The organism is Kordia zhangzhouensis (assembly GCF_001005305.1).
In the GTDB taxonomy this organism is placed as follows: domain Bacteria; phylum Bacteroidota; class Bacteroidia; order Flavobacteriales; family Flavobacteriaceae; genus Kordia; species Kordia zhangzhouensis.
The window spans coordinates 136,438-159,189 of the sequence record NZ_LBMH01000006.1 but is presented as its reverse complement, the minus strand read 5'-3'; the positions used below and the strand labels follow the sequence as shown (position 1 = coordinate 159,189).

The 22,752-nt window shown below is 34.7% G+C and carries 18 protein-coding genes and 1 pseudogene; 8 read left to right on the top strand and 11 right to left on the bottom strand.

What is annotated here, in order from left to right:
* Positions 1-4: 4 nt before the first annotated feature.
* From AA088_RS11030 to AA088_RS11015, 4 genes are all read right to left on the bottom strand, one after another.
* Positions 5-757: a LytR/AlgR family response regulator transcription factor gene (locus tag AA088_RS11030; protein ID WP_052752876.1), complete on the bottom strand. Its 753-nt coding sequence runs from the start codon at positions 755-757 to the stop codon at positions 5-7.
* A gap of 219 nt (positions 758-976) precedes the next feature.
* Positions 977-4,006 (bottom strand): ligand-binding sensor domain-containing protein, encoded by a 3,030-nt coding sequence (locus AA088_RS11025; RefSeq protein WP_046745057.1) that lies wholly within the window; start codon positions 4,004-4,006, stop codon positions 977-979.
* 153 nt (positions 4,007-4,159) lie between these two features.
* Positions 4,160-5,209: a hypothetical protein gene (locus tag AA088_RS11020; protein ID WP_052752875.1), complete on the bottom strand. Its 1,050-nt coding sequence runs from the start codon at positions 5,207-5,209 to the stop codon at positions 4,160-4,162.
* A gap of 214 nt (positions 5,210-5,423) precedes the next feature.
* Complete coding sequence (locus tag AA088_RS11015) at positions 5,424-5,639, bottom strand: hypothetical protein (RefSeq protein ID WP_046745056.1); 216 nt, start codon at positions 5,637-5,639, stop codon at positions 5,424-5,426.
* A gap of 304 nt (positions 5,640-5,943) precedes the next feature.
* On the opposite strand from AA088_RS11015, the gene AA088_RS11010 reads away from it, so the two are divergent.
* Entirely contained in the window at positions 5,944-7,407 is a 1,464-nt protein-coding gene (locus AA088_RS11010) for a hypothetical protein (protein ID WP_046745055.1), read from the top strand.
* Positions 7,408-7,528: 121 nt separating this feature from the next.
* Here AA088_RS11010 and AA088_RS11005 read toward each other — a convergent pair whose 3' ends face one another.
* The 4 genes and pseudogenes from AA088_RS11005 to AA088_RS10990 all read right to left on the bottom strand — a co-directional run bounded on the left by AA088_RS11005 (position 7,529) and on the right by AA088_RS10990 (position 12,544).
* A complete protein-coding gene (locus AA088_RS11005) occupies positions 7,529-7,903 on the bottom strand; it encodes a cupin domain-containing protein (protein ID WP_046745054.1) in 375 nt (124 codons plus the stop codon).
* Complete coding sequence (locus tag AA088_RS11000; protein ID WP_046745053.1) at positions 7,896-8,483, bottom strand: hypothetical protein; 588 nt, start codon at positions 8,481-8,483, stop codon at positions 7,896-7,898. The genes AA088_RS11005 and AA088_RS11000 overlap by 8 nt, the downstream gene beginning before the upstream one ends.
* Positions 8,484-8,599: 116 nt before the next feature.
* Positions 8,600-9,916, bottom strand: a pseudogene (locus AA088_RS10995) (helicase HerA-like domain-containing protein); the annotation flags it as partial.
* A gap of 249 nt (positions 9,917-10,165) precedes the next feature.
* On the bottom strand, positions 10,166-12,544 hold the full coding sequence (locus AA088_RS10990) for a T9SS type A sorting domain-containing protein (protein ID WP_052752874.1): 2,379 nt from the start codon (positions 12,542-12,544) through the stop codon (positions 10,166-10,168).
* 213 nt (positions 12,545-12,757) lie between these two features.
* Between AA088_RS10990 and AA088_RS10985 the strand changes: the two genes are divergently transcribed.
* Entirely contained in the window at positions 12,758-13,291 is a 534-nt protein-coding gene (locus tag AA088_RS10985) for a DUF2059 domain-containing protein (RefSeq protein ID WP_046745051.1), read from the top strand.
* 56 nt (positions 13,292-13,347) lie between these two features.
* On the opposite strand, the gene AA088_RS10980 is transcribed toward AA088_RS10985, so the two are convergent.
* Positions 13,348-13,530, bottom strand: a complete 183-nt coding sequence (locus tag AA088_RS10980; protein ID WP_046745223.1) for a hypothetical protein — start codon at positions 13,528-13,530, stop codon at positions 13,348-13,350.
* A gap of 90 nt (positions 13,531-13,620) precedes the next feature.
* On the bottom strand, positions 13,621-14,328 hold the full coding sequence (locus AA088_RS10975) for a class I SAM-dependent methyltransferase (protein WP_046745050.1): 708 nt from the start codon (positions 14,326-14,328) through the stop codon (positions 13,621-13,623).
* Positions 14,329-14,983: 655 nt separating this feature from the next.
* Between AA088_RS10975 and AA088_RS10970 the strand changes: the two genes are divergently transcribed.
* The 4 genes from AA088_RS10970 (at position 14,984) to AA088_RS10955 (ending at position 18,558) form a co-directional block, all read left to right on the top strand.
* Positions 14,984-15,490 carry a YkgJ family cysteine cluster protein gene (locus AA088_RS10970; RefSeq protein WP_046745049.1) on the top strand — a complete coding sequence of 169 codons (507 nt, stop codon included), beginning with the start codon at positions 14,984-14,986 and terminating at the stop codon, positions 15,488-15,490.
* 65 nt (positions 15,491-15,555) lie between these two features.
* Positions 15,556-16,407: a sterol desaturase family protein gene (locus AA088_RS10965; protein WP_046745048.1), complete on the top strand. Its 852-nt coding sequence runs from the start codon at positions 15,556-15,558 to the stop codon at positions 16,405-16,407.
* A 91-nt stretch (positions 16,408-16,498) separates the two neighbouring features.
* A complete protein-coding gene (locus AA088_RS10960; protein ID WP_052752873.1) occupies positions 16,499-17,308 on the top strand; it encodes a glycerophosphodiester phosphodiesterase family protein in 810 nt (269 codons plus the stop codon).
* The gene (locus AA088_RS10955) at positions 17,305-18,558 is read left to right on the top strand and encodes a glycosyltransferase (RefSeq protein ID WP_046745047.1); all 1,254 of its coding nucleotides are present in this window, start codon (positions 17,305-17,307) and stop codon (positions 18,556-18,558) included. The genes AA088_RS10960 and AA088_RS10955 overlap by 4 nt, the downstream gene beginning before the upstream one ends.
* Positions 18,559-18,605: 47 nt before the next feature.
* Here the strand turns inward: AA088_RS10955 and AA088_RS10950 are convergent, their stop codons facing one another.
* Positions 18,606-19,883, bottom strand: coding sequence for an exo-beta-N-acetylmuramidase NamZ family protein (locus AA088_RS10950; protein ID WP_046745046.1), 1,278 nt, complete (start codon positions 19,881-19,883; stop codon positions 18,606-18,608).
* An 8-nt stretch (positions 19,884-19,891) separates the two neighbouring features.
* Here AA088_RS10950 and AA088_RS10945 point away from each other — a divergent pair, with 8 nt between their 5' ends.
* Positions 19,892-21,133 (top strand): ABC transporter permease, encoded by a 1,242-nt coding sequence (locus tag AA088_RS10945; RefSeq protein WP_046745221.1) that lies wholly within the window; start codon positions 19,892-19,894, stop codon positions 21,131-21,133.
* Between the two features lie 218 nt (positions 21,134-21,351).
* A complete protein-coding gene (locus tag AA088_RS10940; RefSeq protein WP_046745045.1) occupies positions 21,352-22,713 on the top strand; it encodes a pyridoxal-phosphate dependent enzyme in 1,362 nt (453 codons plus the stop codon).
* The last annotated feature ends 39 nt before the right edge of the window (positions 22,714-22,752 follow it).

Here is a 22,752-nt window from a genome sequence, read left to right as displayed (position 1 = left end):
CTCTTTATTTTTTATGAATACTGCTGAGCACTTCCATGACTTCTACTTTTTTTCGGACAGAAACAGGGACTGTACTTTTGTCTTTTAATAGTAAGTAACCGCCATCAGTTTTTATAAACGCTTTGATGAATTGTAGGTTGACTAAATGACTTTGGTGTACGCGTAAAAAACCATAGTTACCCAACATGTCAGAAAAGTATTTTAAGGTTTTGGTTACAAAAATCTTTTGTCCGTCTTGTAAATAGAAAATGGTATTGTTGCTATCCGATTCACAGCGCATAATTTCATCTAAACTTACAATGATAATCTTGTCAAGTGTGTGCAGTGATATTTTTGTAGGCTTTTCGTTTGGGGCAGCGAGTGTGTCTTTTAATATATCCAAACGTTCTTTATTTGGATGAATTTGACTTTTTGCTTTTTCAATGGCTGCCGTGAGTTCTTCTTCGGCATATGGTTTTAGTACGTAATCGATTGCCGCAAATTTGAAGGCGCGAATAGCAAACTCATCACTTGCAGTTACAAAGATTATTTTTGATGTTAGGTTTGGAAATATTTCTAATACATCAAAACCAGAACCATCTCCTAGCATGATGTCTAAGAATAGAATGTCTGGTTGTTTTTTGCGTAATAATTTGGCAGTTTCCACTACGCTTGATGCCGTTCCAATAATGTTCAATTCAGGGTGTAAACGTTCTATGTCGCTTTGAAGCATTTGCAATGCCGCAGGGATATCATCAACAATAACAGTAGTGAGCATATTCTTAGATTTTAGTTCCTGATTCTATGTGTTGAGGCAGGAATTTACTATTTTTCTTTTTAAAGTTAAAAAGGTTCTGTTTATACAAATATTTTTAATTTTTCGTATTTCACTTTATAAAAGTAAAAGACCACGAGTTTTGTGAAAATGACCATTTATTATTATACCACACAAAGAAATCGGTGTAAAATTTCTTTGTAATATCGCTCCAAAGAACATTTAGTAATCAGTTTCTAATGGAATCTTGAACGAAATTTTTGTACCCGCTAAGGTAGCATCTTTTTGAGAAAGATCTTCTATCTGTAACGTATTGCTTCCTGCCAATGATTCGATTCGTTCTTTGGTTACTTGTAATGCCATAGATTGATGATCGGTTTTCGGCTTATTTTCTTTAGATTGTTGAATGCCGATACCATTATCTGTAATGGTAGCATATAAATATTGATTGTCTGTAGTAAACTCAATGTTAAGTTCGCCTGTTCGCTGTAAGGGCATGATACCATGGCGAATTGCATTTTCTACAAAAGGTTGGATGAGCATAGGAGGAATTAATACTTCTTCTACATCTAATGCAGATTGCACATTGATAGTGTACTTAAATTCTTTACTAGCCATTAAGCGTTCTACTTCTATGTAGTTGGTAAGTGTTTTGATTTCTTGCGCAAGTGTAATACTGTCTTTTCTAGAATTGGTTAAAGTTTCTCTCAATAGTACCGCAAACGTATTGATTGTTTTGTCCATTTTTTCAATATTATTACGACTCATTCCTTTGATACCGTTCAATACATTAAAGATAAAATGCGGATTCATTTGTAGTCGCAATGCTTTTTGTTCTAATGAGAGCAAGTGATTTTCCAATTGTAAACGTTCTCGTATGGCACGGTTTTTAGCTTTAACACGTTTTATATAACTATATACTATAAAAACTATGATTAATCCTAAGATGGTCCATAATGCATTTTTGAACCACGTTTTTTTGTACAAAGGCTGAATTACATGAAACTTAAACCCGATTGGATCGCTTTCCAACCAATCTTTATTGCGCGATTGCGCTAAAAAAGTATGATCACCAAAGTCTAAACCACCAAACGTAATCTTGTTCTCTTTAGTCCACGGACTCCATTGGTCTTCATCAAATTTGTATCGATAAAAAATTGCTTCGGGATTGTCTAAATCAACTGAACGAAATTGAAAGGCTACATGATTTTTATCTTGAGTGAGTTGCAACTGCTTTTTTGAATTTGTCCATTGTTGTAAATCAATTGAATCTAAGCTTTGATATGCCACTTCAATATCTTCAAAATGAATTTGTGGTTTGCTGCTTTTTTCTTTTGAAGTAGAAGGAGCGTATTGTGTTAGCCCATAAATAGTACCGAACCACAGGTTTCCTTTATCGTCTTTTTCAATAGCATTATGGCAAGTTTCTATTCCCAAAAAGCCATCATTACGACCATAGTGGATAACCTCTTGGATTTCATTTGTAGTGTCAAGAGTAATTTGATCTACACCTCGTTCACTTCCTGCCCAAAGTGTTCCATTATCATCAAAAATTAATTGATAAATATTGTCTGAGTATAATTCTTTTTTTCCTTGAAGAGGCTGGAACTTTAAATCTTTTGATAGATAAGAATACCAAATTCCTTTTCCAAAAGTTCCTAAATACATATCATAATTATGAAAACGGATGGTGCCAATTGTAACTTCACTACCTGTTACATGTTGAGCATCTATGTGGGTAAGTTGCCCATTTTTAATATATCCTAAATGTCCTTTGTTGGTCGCATACCAAATTCGACCTGTTTCATCACGAGCCAAATCTCGAATAGCGAGGTCTTTCATGCCTTCCTTAGAGCCATAAGAGGTAAGATTAAATATTTTTTTTGTTTTATGATCGTATTGAAAACGAACAATGCCGTTGGTGTAAGTAGCTGCCCAAATTTCAGAACCATATATTTTAATTGTACGAATCCAATTGGAAGGCAAGCCGTCATCTTCGGTAATGGTTGCTGTATAGATATCTTCTATTTGTTGCTTTTCGTATGAAATCTCATCTACAAGAGTACTGTCATATACAATGGTGTCACGCACTTTTTTTTGATATAAATAAATGCCTTTTCCTTCAGTTCCTGCCCAAATGGTTCCGTGAGAATCACTTGTAAGGGTTTTTACTTTTACATTAAGATACTCACTGGTTTCTTTTTCTTGTTGAATCCCCGTTGAATCAATTTTCATTAAACCAGCTTCTGCTGTTGAGAGCCAAATTGTATTTTGAGCATAATGAAGTGCGTAAATACGATTTGCTGTAAGTCCGTTGTCTTTGGTATAGTGCCTAAAATTATTTTTTTCAAACTTGAACAGTCCACCACCTGAAGAACCAATCCATACATTATTTTGGAGATCTTGAAAACTTTTACGAACGTGATATACCGAGAGTCCGTTTCGTTTGGAGATTGGTTTTTCGGGCAAATTGTCCGATAGGTTGAGACGTTGTATTCCGGCATTGGTTGTTTGTATCCAAAGCTCATCCGAATTGATTAAGTTGATAGTGTTGACTTGTGTTTGAGAGGAAAGAAGTTCGGGTGTATGTTTTTCAGCAGGAAAAGCAAAAACGCCATCAGAGAAGGTCGCAGCAATAACCTTTTCTTTATATTGGACAAGCGATTTAAAATCACCATCCATAAGTTTTGTAAAATTTCCTTCATTGGTTAAACGGTCAGTTTTCCATAAACCACGACGCGAAGCAATCCAATACGAAGTTCCATCATAAAGAATATCGTTAATTTGTGTGTTGTTGATGACACCATTACAATCGACAGAAGTTACTTTTTGAGTAAATTGATAAATGCCTTTTCGAGTTGCGAGAAATAGAGTTCCATTTATGTGTTCAATGTTATATACTGGCGGTGCGGCATAGTTTTTAAAAGTATTTTTAGTACGAATTGAAATGCCTTGACGTGTTCCAATATATAAGGTGTCTTTTTGAAAAAATAAATCGTGAATGTAGTTCGAACCGATTCCATTTTTTTCATTCCAAACCTTAAAAGATATTCCGTCAAAACGAGCAATTCCGCCACCTTGTGTACCAATCCATAAATAACCTAGCGCATCTTGCGTGATGGCATTTACTTGTGATTGTGGTAAACCATCTTTTAAAGTATACGCACGAAGTTGATCGTTTTGTGCACGTAATGTGGAGACAAAAACAAAACAATATAGAAGGAAAAGGTACGTGGGTTTCAATGTCTGCATATAACAAAGATAGAATAAAAGTAGTTGTTTTTATGTTTGATAAAAGATTGAGTGAGTAAATACTTAAGCATGGATTAAAAACAAGAAACAATCTGCCATTTTGAGTACAGATTGTTCTTTGCATGTATACTTTTACTAGTTGAACTCCTCACATTAAAGTTGTGTATAGTAGCGTTCATTGTCAATTTCAGTACGTACGTACGATAAAGGATTGTTGCGTTGCATGATGGGTTTTAATACACAAACAACAGTTGTTTTTCCTTTGATAATTACTTTTTGTCCTTTTTGGTATGCGCTCCATCTAAACTTTTCCACGTCAATTCCCATATCTTTCAATTGATTGTTGTAGGATTCATTTGCTTCGATCCAATCCATAATTTCGTTACTACCAGTTAGTGAAGGAACATCTTCATCATCTGAAAAGGTTACTTCCCAACGAATCGGAATATTGAATTTATAAGAAAACGGCTTTCCAGGTTCGTGTTCTTCTCGAGTGCGAATTGCGTCTAACCAATGAATGTTTTCTAACGGATATTTGCGAATAAATTGTTTAGACAAATCAATGTTTCCAGGCGATTGCGCTGTTGGGTAATACCCATAAAATACTTTGGCTAGGAAATGTTTTTGAAACTGGCCATTGAATACCATTGCATGCGGTGTTGCGTATACTTTGGGCTGATGATTGGCGGTAAATGTTTGCTTTAACGTTTGTAAAAGCTGTTTGTTTTTGCCTAATTCGGATGTGTGAAAGATTAATTTGCTGTCTTCAGCCAATACATTTTCAAGCTTAGGCAATTTATCTTCTTTCAAACAATTCAATAAAGAAGTTTCAGAGAGTAGTTCTCCGTGTATAGTAGTTTCAAGGGAGAGTCCTTTTTTTGAATTTCCTTTATTGATAATATGTATCTCTTTATAATCTTGTCCATTATGATTTTTATTCAGCCAAGCAATAATTTCTTGAAGAGAGAAAGCATCGTCTACAATTTTATAATGTTGCTCTTGAAAATGCTTTTTAGCATCTGTATAATATGTACTTGAACCTTCGTCATATCCTGCTATAAATACAACAGATTGTTGTGTAGCTACAGAGTCAGTTTCAAAAGTTTCAGCCACATCGTTTACATTTTGTTTAGGAGAACATGCAATACACATTGCTAATACAAGTCCTACGAATCCTATCTTTTTTGTTTTTCTTGTGTTCATAATATAATCGTTTTTAATGTGTTGTTTATATGAGTATTTGATTTAGATTTTTGTTTTTAGAAAAAAAATCAGCTTTAGCGATATCGCTCTGCTTTCGGATCGATAGTACTAGTTGTATTGCATTTTAAACCACTCTTCAATACATTTTGCTAGTCCCTTTTGACAGCCATCAAAAGCCGCCAAGCTGATCTTTTCCCAACTAACCAACCTAAACTTATCTTTTTAAAAGTATTGATGCCTTTTGTCGTACAGGCAAGACAACGTGTTGCAATTGCATTTGCTTAGCTAAGGTTGGACTAGTAATCCATTTGCCTTCAAGGAATAAATCTACTCTGTGAATATTTCCTTCAACATCAAAATGCATTTGTATCTGTGAGTAGATGTTCAAATATTTTTGAATCATTTTCGTTGTTGTTGCTGAGTACCACATGACTATTAATTTTTGAGTTTTACTTTTTAATTACAGTTCAAATGTAGTGGCTGAATTTTGTCTTTAGGAAGTGGTTTTAGAATTCGTTAGCACCAAACTAGAATTCGTTATCTACACTAAAAATTGATAGAAAACGTCATAGTATATAGGCAGAAAGAGGAAAAAATTAGGAAGCACGTACTTTTTTACCTGTATATGAACAGTCTTTTTCCTATGTTAAATTAGTTTTTCGCCTCTTATACAGGTAGTTAGGTGTGTTTATTTTTACCCATGGAAATAATATAACCAAAAAACTAAAAAAATCATGGGAACAATTAAATCACTTTGGGCTGCTACGCCCATTACTTTAGATGATCAAATAGAAGATGCTGTTTGGTCGGGAGCTATTGAAAATCAAATGTCGTTTGACGGAGGTTTTATGTTGGCAAAAAATGATGCTAAATATTTGTATGTTGTGTTGGATGTTATAAAAGACACCCATAATGATCCAGGTACTGAAGATTATTTTTGGTTTACATTTGATAGAAATCGAAACCGCGCAATTACCCCAAATCATGATGTTAATTATGGTTGCTATCGTGGTAATCCTAATAAAATAGGAAGACAATATTATTTAGGTGCAGGACGATGGACAGGTTTGTTAAATGAAGAACAAAAGTCAGCGTGTAGAAGTACGTTTGGTGTGTCGCCAAACTCGGCAACCCCTCATCGAATTTGGAAGTTCAGATTTCGATTGAGTGATCTTAATGTTAATTTGCTGTGGTGGTGGTTTAGTTCATATACAAAGTTTGGATTTAGAGTACACTCGTCTAAACCCAATTTGAACTATGATACGCCAACCAATTTCTTTAGAGACTTCTCAAAACTTCATACACTGTATTTTTCTAGAAAACCTGCTATTTCAACGGTTGATTTAGGACCTGTGATTGGTAGTATTGGATTGATTCCAACAACAAAAATCAATTCTTCTGGACGCGCTAATACAGCATCTAATTATTTTATTTATGCACGAAATTCTGCTTTTGGCGGACTATTGAACGTTATAGGGAATCGTTCAAGAATGGATCAACTACCAGGATTGGGAGCTAAGAAATATAAAGTGTTTCATCGTTCTGGAACTTCGGGGTCATTTGCTGAGTTTGTAACTTCTTGGTACAATTATAAATGGAATGGTTCAGATTATATACTTGAAGCAGCTTCACCCGATAGTAGTAATTTTTACAAAATGCCAAGTGCTGGTGTTGATTATTCAATTGATGATTTGTTGTTTCAATTCAATTCTACCCAATTAAATACAGGAGTACATCAGTTTAAAGTTAAGTTTTACAATGCTGCAGGAGTTGAAGTAGGAGCAGTGTCACCCGAACAAATAGTAACTCTGTATATTGATAATAATGTGCCAGAAGTTAGCATTCATTCAATAAAATATAAAAATGTAGAAGTTGGGGCTTGCGGTATCGTAGATCTTCAAAACCCTACAGATGTTCTCGATATTGATTTTGAAGGGTTTGATACCGAAGGTAATTTATTAGATTATAGTTTGACAGCTCGTTGGGGAGAAGGCGATTCTGAAAATATTGTCTATAAAAAGTATGATCCTGCAACGATGAGTGGAAATTGGCAGGGAAGTCATCATATTGCAGGAAGTTTTAACCCGAAAGTAACCTGTGCACATTCCTTCAATGTGTATGCAAGAGCGAGAACTACCAATGGATATGGCTATATTGGAAAAAATACAGCGTATCGTTATGTAACAATTATTAAATAGTTCTCTTTGTATAAAAAGGTGTTTGGAATAACCCGTTATACTGAATTTTTTGGATTGAGATAATCAAAGCGTAATTCAGTTTTACAGATGTTTCTGAAGGTATTTTCAAACACCTTTTTCATTAGTATTGTTCTTCACGATGAACGAGTTCCATAGAAAATGCAGGTAAGCATATTGCAATATACTCGCAGTGTTCATCAAATGGATTGGAATACTGAATACGTGTATTTTTTTCTATTTTAATAGATTGCCCGGCTTCTAAAATAATGGTATCTTCTTCAATGATGAATTGCTTTTTTCCTTTAATGATGTATGTGTATTCATCAAATTCTGGAGTTTGGAACGGTTCACTCCATTTTGGAGGAGCAATCATATGAGCAATGCTTATATGAGAATTACCGTTTGTAGCATTTCCAAAATGTTCTTCAATCAATTTTCCATCTGTGGTAGGAACTACAAAAGGTTTTTTTTGTATGTGATATTTCTTTTTACTCATTGTTTGCCTCTTTTTGAGAAGGTTCTTCATGTTCCCAATTAATCATAAAGTGTTTAATTTTTGCTTTGTCAGGAATTTGTATAGCTTCAATTGATAAGTTCATGTTGTACCGAAGATCTTCAGGTAATTCCTTTTTATCAATTGTAAAATATTCATTTCCTTCAACAGTAATGATTAAATTTTTCAGTGTATTGTGGATGTATTTAATTTTGAAGTTGTCACGAATGTCTTTGAATGTACTTTCTAATGATATTCCTTTTGCTGTTTTATAGCGTGCATCATGAATTTGAATATTCTTTATTTTTTCATTTTCATCATGTTGCTGTGTAGGTGTTAGGGTAAGCAATTGAGTACCGCCTTTTTCATAAATCAAATAAGTATCGCTTCCAGCTTGCACATAGTCGCCTTCTCCAATACGCTTTACAATAGAATCTGCCGAAAAAACAGAATCTAGCTGTTTTACAGTAATGTCTTTATACAATTTTCCAATTCGATTCGTTTCGATTAAAAAAGGATCCTTTTTTTTGGCGCAACTTACCAATGAAGCTGCAATGATTCCTAGAAATAGGTTTTTTTTCACGTTGAATAGGGTTTTAATGTTTTTTATTTGATAACTTTTTTTAGAATGCCAAAAACACTGCGAATAAAGGTAGCGCTAGTTAGCACTTTGACAATTGGGTTTTGGCGAGTACTTGCTCTACTGGTACTTTTTGAAGTATTAACTCGTTCTTCCGATTCTTTTTCATGTAAGTGTTCTGCTTTTTTTATTTTTTCATTTAGCATTTCATATGCACTTTCACGATCAATTACAGAATTGTATTTTGGAACTAACTTTGAACGATTAATAAGTTCTTTCAGTTCAGCGTCAGTTAATACATCCATACGGCTCATTGGCGCACGTAGCATAGTAGCAGCTAATGGTGTTGGACGGCCTTTTTCATCTAGTGCAGAAACCAAAGCTTCTCCGATTCCTAACGAAGTTAATACTTCGGCTGTGTCATAATAATCAGAGTCTGGATAATTTTCTGCCGTAAGTTTAATTGCTTTTCGATCTTTGGCAGTAAACGCACGTAAAGCATGTTGTATTTTTAATCCTAGTTGTCCTAATACAGCATCAGGAATATCGGTTGGGTCTTGAGTTACAAAATAGAGGCCGATTCCTTTTGAACGAATTAACTTTACAATACTTTCTATCTGATTGAGCAATGCTTTTGATGCTTCTTTAAAAATCAAGTGCGCTTCATCAATAAATAGTACCAATTCGGGCTGTCCACTATCTCCTTGTTCAGGAAAGGTTTCGTAAATTTCAGCCAAAAGGCTTAACATGAATGTAGAAAAAAGTTTTGGTTTGTCTTGAATATCTGTTAAACGGATAATGTTAATATAGCCACGACCATTTTCATCAATGCGTGTCAAATCGTTCACATCAAAAGAGGTTTCTCCAAAAAATAGGTCAGCGCCTTGTTGTTCTAATTCAATAATCTTTCTTAAAATAGCTCCTGTAGAAGCGGTTGAAACGCGTCCATATGCTTCTTTAAATTCTTCTTTTCCTTCATCAGTAGCATATTGTAAAACTTTTTTAAAATCTTTCAAATCAAGTAGCGGCATTTTATGATCGTCGCAATATTTAAAAATTACTGCTACTATTCCTGCCTGCGTTTCAGTAAGGTCTAGAATACGAGATAAAAGCACTGGACCAAATTCTGAGACGGTTGCACGTAAGCGTACACCATCTTGATCAGATAGTGATAAAATTTCTACAGGAAAACTTTTAGCTTCAAAAGGAAAACCAATTTTTGCATGGCGCTCATCAATTTTAGGATGTCCAGAACTAGGTTGTGCAATACCACTTAAGTCTCCTTTCAAATCCATCAGTAATACAGGAATTCCTTTGTCTGATAGATTTTCGGCCAATACTTGTAATGTTTTGGTTTTTCCTGTTCCTGTTGCACCTGCAATCAATCCGTGCCTATTTAAGGTTTTTAGTGGAATCTTGATAAAGGAGTTTGTCATAGTTTCTCCTTCTAACATGGCTGCGCCAACTTGTATAAAATCTCCTTTAGAGGCATATCCATTGTCAATGTGCGCAATAAAATCTTCCTTTCTGCTCATACATTCAAAAATTTGTCTAAAAGTAATTGATTTTGATGAAGTCTAAAAAAAATGCTTTTAGTTTTCTATCAAAGTACGTGGAATAAGTATATAAAAAAAACATCTGCTGGAAAAAGCAGATGTTCTTAATGTATATTGAATTCTTATTTTTTAATACTTCACAATCTTTTTTGTGACACTTGCATTACTTTCTACATCAGTAATTTTAATGAAGTACATACCTGCGGCTTCATTTTGCATAGAAAGTGTATTAGAACCATTATTAAAAGTACCCGTTTGGATTCGTTGCCCTGTAATGCTGCTTATTTCATAAGTTGTGTTTGAAAACTTATCAATATGTACAGTAAAGTTATTTGCTGAAGGATTTGGGAAGATGCGTAAATTATTAGCAAGCTCATTTTCCCCAACACTTAATGGATCTGAAACTTTAAACAAGTTTGAAATACTAGTAGAGAAAGAGCCGTTACCATTGATGAGTATGTTGCCATTTCCATCTTCAATTCGGTACGTTCCTGCACCATATAAACAGCAAATTCCATCACCGTAAGAGTCGTTCAATGTGAAAGTATAGCACTCATCAAATACGGTAATAGTAATATCTTGAATTTCATCTGGTTGTGTTCCATTCGTGCCTACCGTTGTATATGGCCCGCCACTTCCAATAACAGTTCCAATAGAGTTGGTTAACTCCCATGTAGTTTCAGCCCCATAGCGATCTGGTGTAATAATAACTCTGATTGTATCGGTGTCAAAATTATCTGGAATAGAAAAACTTTCCACATCAGTATCATTAAATGAAGCTTGATCAGGATTTCCATTAGGATTAGAAACAGAAGCCGTAAATGCATGAGCTCCAACTCCTGATACTGCAATAGGACTTAATGGAATATCATCTGTTTCTCCATTTGCTAAGCTACCAGTCCAGTTGATTGTAGTTTGTGCTCCACTATCTAATTGATATACAACAGTAACACTTGTTAACTGGGTGTTTCCTTCATTTGTAATACGTAGTGTAGGAGTGATTGTTGCGTCACAAAGATTTGTTGGAATATTAAAAATAGAAATTGCAGCATCAAAATCGAATGTTTGTAATGGAGGAAATTGTTGTAGTGATACGGGGTTGGTTCCTGCAGGGTCAAGCCAAAATTTAAGTTGTTGTGAAGAAGCAGCGTTGAAATCCCAAGAAACACCAAAGCGACCATAATCATCAAACTGATTATTGTCATTTGTCCCAGAACACGCAGCAGCTCCACCTGAAAGTTTTCCGATAATTAACCCATTTTGATCAAATAGTGGAGAACCTGAAGAACCTGGTTCGGTTACTCCTAAATCCCAATCAGCAATTCGCCAAGCTTGAAACGATGGTAATCCTGCTCCTGAAAGTACGTTGGATGTAACTCTCGAAGAACTTTGTAAATCAACACATACTTTTTGAATATCACCACTTGGGTGATGAATTCCCACATTTAAAGAAGGAACAGCAGAAGTAGAGCGGTTCCAACCTGCCCAAACTACGTCTGGATTTCCTGCAAAAAAGGCTGCGTCTGTGATTTCTAGCAATGCCATGTCAGAGTCGGAACTAGAGGCTCTTAATACAGCACCACTTGCTGTTTGAATGAATGAGTTGTTAATACTTGGCGCATTGGTCGCACAGTCTGCTACCGAAGCATCACTTGCCCAATTGAAACGAAATGCCCAGCCACCAACAGAACCACCTAAACAGTGATTGGCAGTCAAAAAGTACGGTGTTCCATCATTATTCGTATTGTTTACCAATGCACCTGTACAGAAACCATTTCCGCCTACCACAATCATTGCAACTGATTTTTTCACATCTTCTTTAATGTCGTGCGCGGTAGAATTGAATGCAGAAATATCACAGTTTACATCTACATTACATGGACCAGAATCGTTTAATGCTTCTGGAGTGCCATTTACATTGTGCATGCTTAATGTACGATACCCGTGAATTACATTTCCTATGTTTAAACGAGCTTGTCCTCGTACTTTTTTAGGCTCATAATATTCGATTATAATACTTTCTCCATCAATCATCCAAGTACCTAAAATTTCTTCAGGATTGTTTTGAAGATGAGAGAATGTATTAAGGATTTGAGAACGATCACCGTTATAAATGTACACTTTCCCTCCAACAGGAATTTTATAACGATCAAAAAGAATATTCATCGTCAATGCACCTGGAGAAATAAAGTTAATTCGCCAAATACGGTCACCATTTGGCAAAGTGTGCCATTGTCCAGCATTGTTAATTCCGTAATCTACAAAATGGTCGTATCCAAATCGCCAAGGAATGGATTTATCTTGATCATTGATTGCGTCTTCAGCATGTAATGTAGCGAGATTCGGTCTTTCAAATTTAATAGGAACGACTTTTTCAATTGTTGGAATGTTCCAACTTTCAGGAACTGGTCGTTGAAGGTTTTGGGCTGATACATTCAAGATAAACGAAAGCAGCAGCATTAGTGTAAAGTTTTTCATAGTAACAGTTGGTGGTTGATTTGTTTTCAATACTTTTTGCTGGAAAATTAACAAAAAAATAACAGTTATTGCTAATTTTTTGCATATTTATCGTCAATAGTGTATTGCTTTTCTTCTAATATTCAAAATGTCTTAAATAGGGTAGAGACTCTTTATTTCAGTCGAATCTATAATTGAAAAATTTGGAATAGTATTTGAAATGCAATATTCTTGTAAAGCCTACCAATAAATAATTACGTATTTATGAGAACATTTTTTATTGCGGTACTATTTGTATGTGCTGTACAACAGATTACGGCACAAACAGACACGTATGTAGAGAACGTAAAACATTACTTAACAATCAATGGGACACAACAACAGTATGAATCTGCCATTGATGCGATGTATGTTATGCTTAAAAAGCAGTTCAAGGAATATAAAATTCCTAATACTATATGGGAAGAACTGGAAAGTAAAAAAGCACAGCAAGTTGACGATGTAAAAGCGGTCTTGGTTTCTGCATACAAAGCGTATTTTACAGGAAAAGATATTCAAAATATGATTGTTTTTTATGAATCGGCAGCAGGGAAGCAATTAGTTGCAGATGCTTCTCGATTGACACCAGTTCAACGAGCACAGATAGGGAATTTTTACGATTCTGAAACAGGTCAAAAAATGATTGCAAGCAGGGATGGTTTGGCACAAATTGAAGGAGAGATTTCTATGCAGTGGAGTGGAGAATTGTATAAAAGCGTGCTCAATAAATTAGCAGAAAAAGGATATAGTTTGAATTAAAATAGAAAAGCGGTTACTTATTGATAACCGCTTTTTTTGATTGTTTTTTACATTACTTAGCATGTATATATTTGCGGACAGGCAAAATATAGCTGGCAATAATATGGACCAGTTACATTTCCAGCACAATCGCAACCACATTTATCAGTGTTTCCACCAGAAGCAGCTCCTTTGATGTTTCTCTGATGTTCTTTAGATAGAACTTCCATTCCTTTGATTTGTAAAATGCTTTTTTTCATGATTTCTTGTTTTTGGTTATACATTTGAACTTAAAAATAAGAAAAATAAGCATATGTTTAGCTGAAAATCAGTTAGATATGTTGTGTTTGTTATCTCTTGGATAGTTTGGCCAAGTAGTCATAATGTGTGCCTTCTTCGATGAGTTCGCATTGTAAACCACAAGCGTGAGCTGCATTTTGTAATGTATTATAATCAATATATAACCAATGAAAAGGTTCTTCTTGCTCACCTTTATAACCTACGTAGTATAAAAGTTCTCCATAGTATTCATTATCAGTAGGAATCCATTTGCCTCCATCTTCATCTTCATCAAACATATAAATGATATCAGAAGAATCAACTAATATTTGTCCTTCATCAGTTAATAAGCTTTTTAGATGAAGTAAAAAATCACTGATGCGATTTAGCTTACCGCACATGCCAGCTCCATTCATCAACAAGAGAATAGTGTCAAATTCACCTGAAAAATCCATGACATTAATATGCTGTGCATTGCGTATTCCACGTAAGAGGCATGTTTTAATGGCTGCTTCAGAAACATCAATGGCAGTTACTTTTAATTGTCGTTCATTTTGTAAATACAAACTATGACTGCCAGCACCACAGCCAACATCCAATACATGTCCCTTTGCCATTTGCAACGCTGTTTGTTCAATAGCGGGCATTTCTTCATAAGAACGAAATAGGTAGGGAATTGGTAAGCTGTCTTCTTCAGAAATAGAAGTTGCCGTAACTATATCTTCTGTATAGTTTCCTTGTTGGTAATCTAAAATTGCCTTTCCGAATAAATCTTTCATTTACATGTAAAATAAATTACAAAAGTACATTAACTCCTTAACTTTTACTCATGATGATTGCTGTACTTTTAAAAAGAAGCAATTTTAAAGTCTACATTTTTATGTATTATAGGTGTTTGTGATATTAATTACGGTCTTTCCGTAAGTAATTTCTACATTGTTTTTATAATTTCCGCTATAATTAATTTTAAAAAATAAATCATGTTAAAAAGTATTTTAAACTTAGAAAATGTCCAAGTACTAGACAAACAAGAACAAGTAAACTTAGTAGGTGGTGGTAATTATTGTTGCTTTCAATATAGTAATTGCGAAGATCTTTGCCATCACCATTAAACATATTTGCGACCTTCGGGTCGCTTTTCTTTTTTTAGCATGTATACTTTGTAACTTTATACTAAGCGTTTGAGTTAATTTTTTTTTGTAAAAGAAAGTTATCAAAAAATAGAAAAGCAACGAATCCTACCTTCGGTATTCATCGTTGCTTGGTGTTAACTATAACCTAAATAATTAACCTAGACCCGTAAAATCCCCCAATTTTAGTGACTCTAGTTACCTAAAAATTAGATATTGTACAGACTAGTTTCAGTGTTTTGATTTTGTTACCCAGTAAATCAAAAAATTATCGTGTATTTTTGTCACAAATGATGAAATGCATATGCAGGATTTTATAAATGAGTTGCCAAAATTGGCGAAAGAGGCTGAAAAAGAGAACCGTAAGTTTTTTCATAAACTCCGAAAAAAGACACCTAAAAACTTAGATTATCTCATGCAAGAGTTGCATGAGGAAGAATTTGCTCAAACGGATTGTTTGGCTTGTGCCAATTGTTGTAAAACTACAAGTCCTATTTTTACGAATGCAGATATTGCTCGTATCTCTAAGCATTTTCGAATGAAAGAGCATCAGTTTATTAGTCAATTTTTATATTTTGATGAAGACAATCATTATGTGCTACAAAGTGCGCCGTGTCATTTTTTAGGAGCAGACAATGAGTGTATGATTTATGATGTGCGCCCCAAAGCATGTAGAGAATATCCGCATACCGACCGTAAAAAGTTTCATAAAATATCTGATATTACTATTAATAATACAGCTATTTGTCCAGCAACCTACCGTATTGTAGAAAAACTCAAAGTAGTATTGGAAGGGAAAGCTAAACGTTAGTTTGCAACCATTTTAAGAAAAACGTATCTTTATGAACTAACATAACCTACGAAATCTACATAACTTTGGATACTATCTTATCATACTTTGAATCCATTCCTTCATCCCATAGAAGTGCCATATTGGTAGGAGGAATTGCATTTTTCTGGTTAGTTGAATATATAATCCCTTTATTTCGATTCAATTACAAAAAAATAAATCACGCAGGAATCAATATTTTTTTTACACTGACAACTATTGTAGTCAACTTTGTATTAGCTTTTTTATTATTCAAAGCTTCTGAATGGACGGTAGCTTCTAAATTTGGTATTTTGCAATGGATTGACCTACAGTTTCCTGAGCTATCCGCATGGTGGTATGTGCTCATCGGTGTTGCATTGTTAGATTTTTTTGGAGCGTGGTTAGCACATTATGTTGAACATAAAATACCTGTATTGTGGCGTTTTCACTTAGTTCACCATACAGATACTCATGTAGATACAACTACGGCAAATAGACATCATCCAGGAGAAAGTGTCATTCGTTTTGCCTTCACACTTTTAGGAGTTGTTATTGTTGGTGCGCCGGTGGCAATTATTATGCTATATCAATCTATGTCAGTTGTACTATCACAATTTAACCACGCCAACATCCGTATTCCAAGCAAAGTAGATACTTGGCTAAGTTATGTAATTGTTTCTCCCAATATGCATAAAGTGCATCATCATCATGTATTACCATACACGGATACTAACTATGGGAACATTTTTTCCATTTGGGATCATATTTTTAAAACATTTGCAAAAAAAGATCCTGAAACTTTGATATACGGGGTTGATACATATCCAGATGCTTCTGAAAATGCAAATTTGAAAAGCTTACTCAAAATTCCTTTCAATAAATACCGTCCGCCAACAACTCTTAAAACTGATGAATAATATTTTCTTTGTAAGATCTATATATCTTCGTAGTTGGACTCTTCTTTTTTTATTTTTAATAAGTTGTACACACACACCCAATCATAAAAAAATGATAGATATTCAAGGACATCGCGGCTGTCGAGGACTATTGCCTGAAAATTCACTAATCGGTTTCCAAAAAGCTCTTGAAATTGGCGTGCATACGCTAGAATTGGACGTGGTCATTTCGAAAGATCATAAAGTAGTAGTGTCACATGAACCTTTTATGAATCATGAAATCGCATTGAATATAGACGGAAAACCGATTGATGAGCAAAGCGAAAAAAACTACAATCTATACCAAATGACTTACGACAGCATTCGTCTGTATGATTGTGGAACACGAGTACATCCTCGATTTCCTTCTCAAGAAAAAGTAAAAGTGATCAAACCCTTGTTGGAAGAAGTTATACAGATGGCAGAAGACAAATCTAAACAACAAGTTCGCTACAATATTGAGATTAAAAGAGTATCTTCTTACGATACTATTTACGCACCAAAAGTTGAAGAATTTGTTCGATTAGTATTGGAGGTCATTCAGCAATTTCATCTAGGAAATCGTGTAAACTTACAAGCTTTTGATATAGAAATGCTTGAGCAAATCAACAAACAAGCGCCTTATATGACTACGGCATTATTGGTTGATGAAAACGAATTCATTGAAAAAAAGTTAGAACAACTTAGTTTTTCTCCTACTATTATCAGTCCATATTACCAACTACTTACCAAAGAAGTTATTCGAAGCTATCAAAACAAAGGATTTAAAGTCATTCCTTGGACAGTCAATGAAACGGAAGAGATGCAACAGTTGATTAATTGGCATGTAGATGGAATCATTACCGACTATCCGGACCGACTCAAAAAGCTTCTTGCAAAATGATACAGCATATTCTCGTGATTGGCTATGTATGGCCTGAACCCAATTCATCAGCGGCAGGTACACGCATGCTACAGTTATTGCAATTTTTTCGTTCTCAAAAATGGAAAGTAACATTTGCTTCTCCTGCAACTCAAAGTGAATTTGCATTGGATTTGCGTCAACTGGAAATTGCTTCCCAAACTATTCAGCTTAATGATTCGAGTTTTGATGAATTTTTAAAAAACACACAACCCACTATTGTATTGTTTGATCGTTTTATGATGGAAGAACAATTTGGGTGGCGTGTTGCCGAAAATTGTCCCGATGCTTTACGAATCCTTGATACGGAAGACTTACATAGTCTGCGAAAAGCGAGACATCAGGCAATCAAAGATGGAATAGATTTTCATGTTGAACAACTAAAAAGATACCAACTAGCACAGCGAGAAATGGCGAGTATCTTACGTTGCGATTTATCTTTGTTAATTTCTGAAGTAGAATGTGAATTATTGATTAACGACTTTAATATTGATTCTTCTTTACTATTATATCTTCCTTTTTTACTTGATAGAGAATCAAGGGCAGTTCAAAAAAACATACCTACATATGAAGAGCGGCAACATTTAGTAATGATAGGAAACTTTTTGCATGCGCCTAATCGTGACGTGGTATTACATCTTAAAAAAAATGTGTGGCCATTACTGCGAAAAAAACTGCCCAAAGCAGAAATGCACGTATATGGTTCGTACGCAAAGCAAGAACATTTACAATGGAATCAACCGAAAGAAAAATTCTTTGTACACGGTCGTGCAGAAGATGCTTCCGAAGTTATAAAAAAAGCAAAAGTCTTGCTAGCGCCGCTACGTTTTGGTGCAGGACTTAAAGGAAAATTTATTGACGCGATGCAAAATGGGACGCCTTGTGTAACTACCAACGTTGGTGTAGAAGGCATGCATGGAGATTTGCCGTGGTGCGGAATCGTTTCTGACGCTATAGAAACCTTGGTTACAGAAACTGTAGCTTTATATACAGATAAACAACGTTGGATGCAAGCACAACAGAATGGATTTACGATTCTAGAAAAACGATTTGCAAAAGAACTTTTCGAAGAAAAACTCTTGGAGAAAATACGTTCACTACAAAACGATTTACAAGCACATCGTACACAAAACTTTTTGGGGAGCATGTTGCAATTGCACACTTCAAAAAGTACCAAATACATGTCTCTTTGGATTGAAGAGAAAAATAAACTTGGGAATAATAAATCCTAAAATATTTGCTACTATATAAGGGTAACTCAAGAATATTGAGTATTTAATTATTCATATATTAAATACAAATCTCTTATTTTTTTAAAGCTTTGCAGTCCTTTTTGCCAAGTTGCTTTAATATCGGTTTCGCTCATACCTGCTTCAATTTGTTGTTGTAATTTATCTGTTCCAGCAAGCTTTGCAAAGAAATTATTTTTATTAAAAAAAGGAACATCAACTTGGCTGGTTTGATATTTTTTATAAAAATCGATAAGCCATGTAAGCTTTATAAATTGTAATTTTTCGTGTTTAGAAAGATCATATCCGTTACACATTAATCCATTATGCTTAGGATTTTTTGCACCAAAATTTGGTTTGGGTGTAAAATGATCAAAATGTTTTAAATCAAATCGCGGAGTTCCAATAACTTGAAATTGTTGCTCGGTTCCGCGTCCAACGCTGATATCGGTTCCTTCAAACAAGCACAAGCTTGGATACAAATTGATTGCTTGATCGTTGGGTAAATTAGGCGAAGGTTTAATTGGTAAACTGTAAGGTGTTTGATGGGTGTAATTTTCAACAGGGATTACATTCAATTGACATTGAATACCATTACTCAACCATTGTTCGCCGTTAATCATTTGTGCGTACTCGCCAATCGTCATTCCATGAACAATTGGTACAGGATGCATTCCTACAAAACTCGTAAACTCTTTTTCCAAAATTGGACCATCTACATAATGTCCATTTGGATTGGGTCTATCTAATATAATAACTGGAATATTTGCTTCTGCGCAAGCTTCCATTACGTAATGTAATGTAGAAATATAGGTATAAAAACGAACGCCTACATCTTGCACGTCAAAAATAACAACGTCTAAGTTTTCTAACTGATTAGGGAATGGTTTTTTATTTTTTCCATAGAGAGAAATAATAGGCAACCCTGTTTTCACATCTTTTCCATCTTTTACGATTTCGCCTGCATCAGCGTTTCCTCGAAATCCATGCTCGGGTGAAAAAACGGTTTTTACAGCAACTTTTAATGCAACCAATGTGTCTACCAAGTGAGTGTATGTATGTATGGGTTTAAAAACGACACTGGTTTGATTAGCCACAATACCTACACGCTTACCGCTTAACTTTGGCAGCCATTCATTCATTTTATTAGCTCCTACAATAATTTTTTTTGTAAAATCCTTTTTTTCTAAAGTAGTATCTGTTAAAACAGCTACAGCAGATGTTGAAGAAACTGTTCGATTGTTTTGTTGTTCTCTAGAGCCACATCTTATAAAAAATGCAAGCATTAACAACAATAAAAATGTATTTTTGAAAAATCTATAAACCATTCTTGAGTTTGAATTACGAGTTTTTTATTGCCAAACGTATTATAAAGGCAAAACAGTATAAAAGTAGTGTATCGGCAACAATAATAAAAATTGCAATTGCAGCAATTGCAATTGGTATTGTCATGATGATGGTTGCTATAGCTACAGGAATGGGACTCCAAAAAACAATTCAAGAAAAAGTAGCTGCTTTCAACGGGCACATTCAGATTACAAATTTTGATAATAACGATTCGGAAGTTTCATTAATGCCCTTATCGATTGAACAGGATTTTTATCCAAACTTTACGCAGGTAGAAGGGATAGAACATATTCAGGCAGTTGCTACTAAAGCAGGTATTATACGTACGGAAAAAACATTTGAAGGTGTACTAGCTAAAGGAGTTGGTACTGATTATCAGTGGGAATCTTTTCGAGATTTTTTAAAAGAAGGACGATTTCCCAATGTTTCTGAAAAAAGAGAAAATAGGGAAGTGCTTTTATCAGCATACCTTGCCAGACGCTTGGAACTACAACTAGGAGATACTTTTAAAACGTTATTTTTAAAAGAAGACACTAGTGAAATACCAAATGAACGAACATTTGAAATTGTAGGAATCTATGATTCAGGATTCCAAAAATTTGATGCTAACGTGATGATAGTAGACATTCGTCACATTCAACGAATGAATCAATGGAAAAATGGAGAAGTAGGAAATTTTGAAGTCTTTCTCAACGATTTTGATTTAATACAAGATAAAGAAAGTGAAATCTACAATGTTATACCTCCCACACTCGATACGCAAAGTGTAATTAGTAAATTTCCATTTATTTTTGAATGGATTTCACTATTTGATGTAAATATATTTCTCATTATAGGGATTATTATAATAGTAGGAGGTATCAATATGATTACAGCCTTATTGGTGTTGATTTTAGACAGAACCCCTATGATTGGAATTTTAAAATCATTAGGAAGTAATGATTGGAGCATCCGTAAAGTATTTTTATACAATGCAGCCTATTTAATTGGAGTTGGATTGCTTTGGGGAAATCTCGTAGGAGTTGGACTTTTATGGGGACAACACACATTTGGATGGTTAAAATTTCCCAATCCCGAACAGTATCATACAGCCATTATTCCTGTGAGTATCCAACTGTGGCAAATTGCTGCACTCAATGTAGGAACCTTAGTATTATGCGTGTTAATGCTTGTGCTTCCGTCTTACATCATTACTAAAATATCGCCAGTAAAAGCGATAAAATTTCAATAATTTTAAAAAAGGATTTGTGAAGAGGTAGTTTCTAGCTTGTCGCAAATTTTATGTGTGGATTGCCTTCTTTTTAAGCTAAAAGTATCGCTTTTATAGTTGGAAACAATCGCTAAAAGAATCACTTTCAAAAAAATACACATATCATTTAATAGACTCTTAATATTTGAATTCAAAAAAAAGCTACAGACTTTGTATATTTGTCGCTTCAAAAGAAAACGATGAAATACGCAGAAAATATATTAGAGACTATTGGGAATACGCCTTTAGTAAAAATGAATGCCTTAGTAAAAGACGTAGACGCGTTAGTTTTGGCAAAATATGAGACGTTCAATCCAGGAAATTCAGTAAAGGATAGAATGGCGTTAAAAATGATTGAAGATGCTGAAGCTGATGGACGTTTAAAGCCTGGAGGAACTATCATTGAAGGAACTTCTGGAAACACAGGGATGGGATTGGCTCTAGCTGCCATTGTAAAAGGATACAAGTTGGTGTGTGTAATGGCCGATAAACAATCTAAAGAAAAGATAGATATTCTACGAGCTGTTGGTGCAGAAGTAGTGGTATGTCCAACGGCAGTTGAGCCAGATGATCCACGTTCGTACTATTCAGTATCTAGACGTTTAGCAGAAGAAACGCCAAATGCTTGGTACGTAAACCAATATGACAATCCAAGCAATGCCAAAGCACACTACGAAAGTACAGGTCCTGAAATTTGGGAGCAAACCGAAGGAAAAGTAACTCATTTCATCGTAGGCGTAGGAACTGGAGGAACTATTTCTGGAGTTGGAAAATATCTGAAGGAGAAAAATCCGAATGTAAAAGTTTGGGGAGTCGATACGTATGGATCTGTGTTTAAAAAATACCACGAGACAGGAATCTTTGATGAAAATGAAATCTACTCCTATATCACTGAAGGTATTGGAGAGGATATTTTGCCGAAAAACGTAGACTTTAGCATTATTGATGGATTTACAAAAGTAACTGATAAAGACGCTGCTGTGTACACACAACGTTTAGCTAAAGAAGAAGGAATGTTTTTAGGAAACTCTGCGGGTGCAGCAATCAAAGGTGTGTTGCAATTAAAGGAGCATTTCAAAAAGGATGACGTAGTTGTAGTTCTGTTTCATGATCATGGAAGTAGATACGTAGGGAAAATGTTCAATGACGATTGGATGCGCGAACGTGGTTTCTTAGAAGAAGAAATATCTACTGCGGCAGATTTAATTAAAGATCATCAAGACAAACCTTTAGTCACTGTAAAAACAGGCGAGTTGGTTTCACATGCTATTGAACGTATGCGCAAATTTAAAATCTCTCAAATTCCTGTTGTGGATACAGAAGGGATTGTAGGTTCGGTTGACGAAACGGCATTATTCTCAAAGTTTATGGAAAATAAAGACATTGCAGATGTGTACATTTCAGAAATTATGCAAGCACCTTTTCCGGTAGTCAAAAAAAATACTTCAATTGATGCGATTTCTAAATTAATTACAAAAGACAATCAAGCTGTATTGGTTGATCTTGACAATGGAGAACATCATATCATTACAAAATATGACATTATAAAAGCTATTGGCTAAACTCAAATAGCTAACAAAAGAAAAGTCGAATACCCCTAA

Coding starts and splice junctions, on each gene's coding strand:
- AA088_RS11030 (WP_052752876.1), bottom strand. CDS start 757: ATGCTCACTACTGTTATTGTTGATGATATCCCTGCGGCATTGCAAATG.
- AA088_RS11025 (WP_046745057.1), bottom strand. CDS start 4,006: ATGCAGACATTGAAACCCACGTACCTTTTCCTTCTATATTGTTTTGTT.
- AA088_RS11020 (WP_052752875.1), bottom strand. CDS start 5,209: ATGAACACAAGAAAAACAAAAAAGATAGGATTCGTAGGACTTGTATTA.
- AA088_RS11015 (WP_046745056.1), bottom strand. CDS start 5,639: ATGTGGTACTCAGCAACAACAACGAAAATGATTCAAAAATATTTGAAC.
- AA088_RS11010 (WP_046745055.1), top strand. CDS start 5,944: ATGGGAACAATTAAATCACTTTGGGCTGCTACGCCCATTACTTTAGAT.
- AA088_RS11005 (WP_046745054.1), bottom strand. CDS start 7,903: ATGAGTAAAAAGAAATATCACATACAAAAAAAACCTTTTGTAGTTCCT.
- AA088_RS10985 (WP_046745051.1), top strand. CDS start 12,758: ATGAGAACATTTTTTATTGCGGTACTATTTGTATGTGCTGTACAACAG.
- AA088_RS10980 (WP_046745223.1), bottom strand. CDS start 13,530: ATGAAAAAAAGCATTTTACAAATCAAAGGAATGGAAGTTCTATCTAAA.
- AA088_RS10975 (WP_046745050.1), bottom strand. CDS start 14,328: ATGAAAGATTTATTCGGAAAGGCAATTTTAGATTACCAACAAGGAAAC.
- AA088_RS10970 (WP_046745049.1), top strand. CDS start 14,984: ATGCAGGATTTTATAAATGAGTTGCCAAAATTGGCGAAAGAGGCTGAA.
- AA088_RS10960 (WP_052752873.1), top strand. CDS start 16,499: ATGATAGATATTCAAGGACATCGCGGCTGTCGAGGACTATTGCCTGAA.
- AA088_RS10955 (WP_046745047.1), top strand. CDS start 17,305: ATGATACAGCATATTCTCGTGATTGGCTATGTATGGCCTGAACCCAAT.
- AA088_RS10950 (WP_046745046.1), bottom strand. CDS start 19,883: ATGGTTTATAGATTTTTCAAAAATACATTTTTATTGTTGTTAATGCTT.
- AA088_RS10940 (WP_046745045.1), top strand. CDS start 21,352: ATGAAATACGCAGAAAATATATTAGAGACTATTGGGAATACGCCTTTA.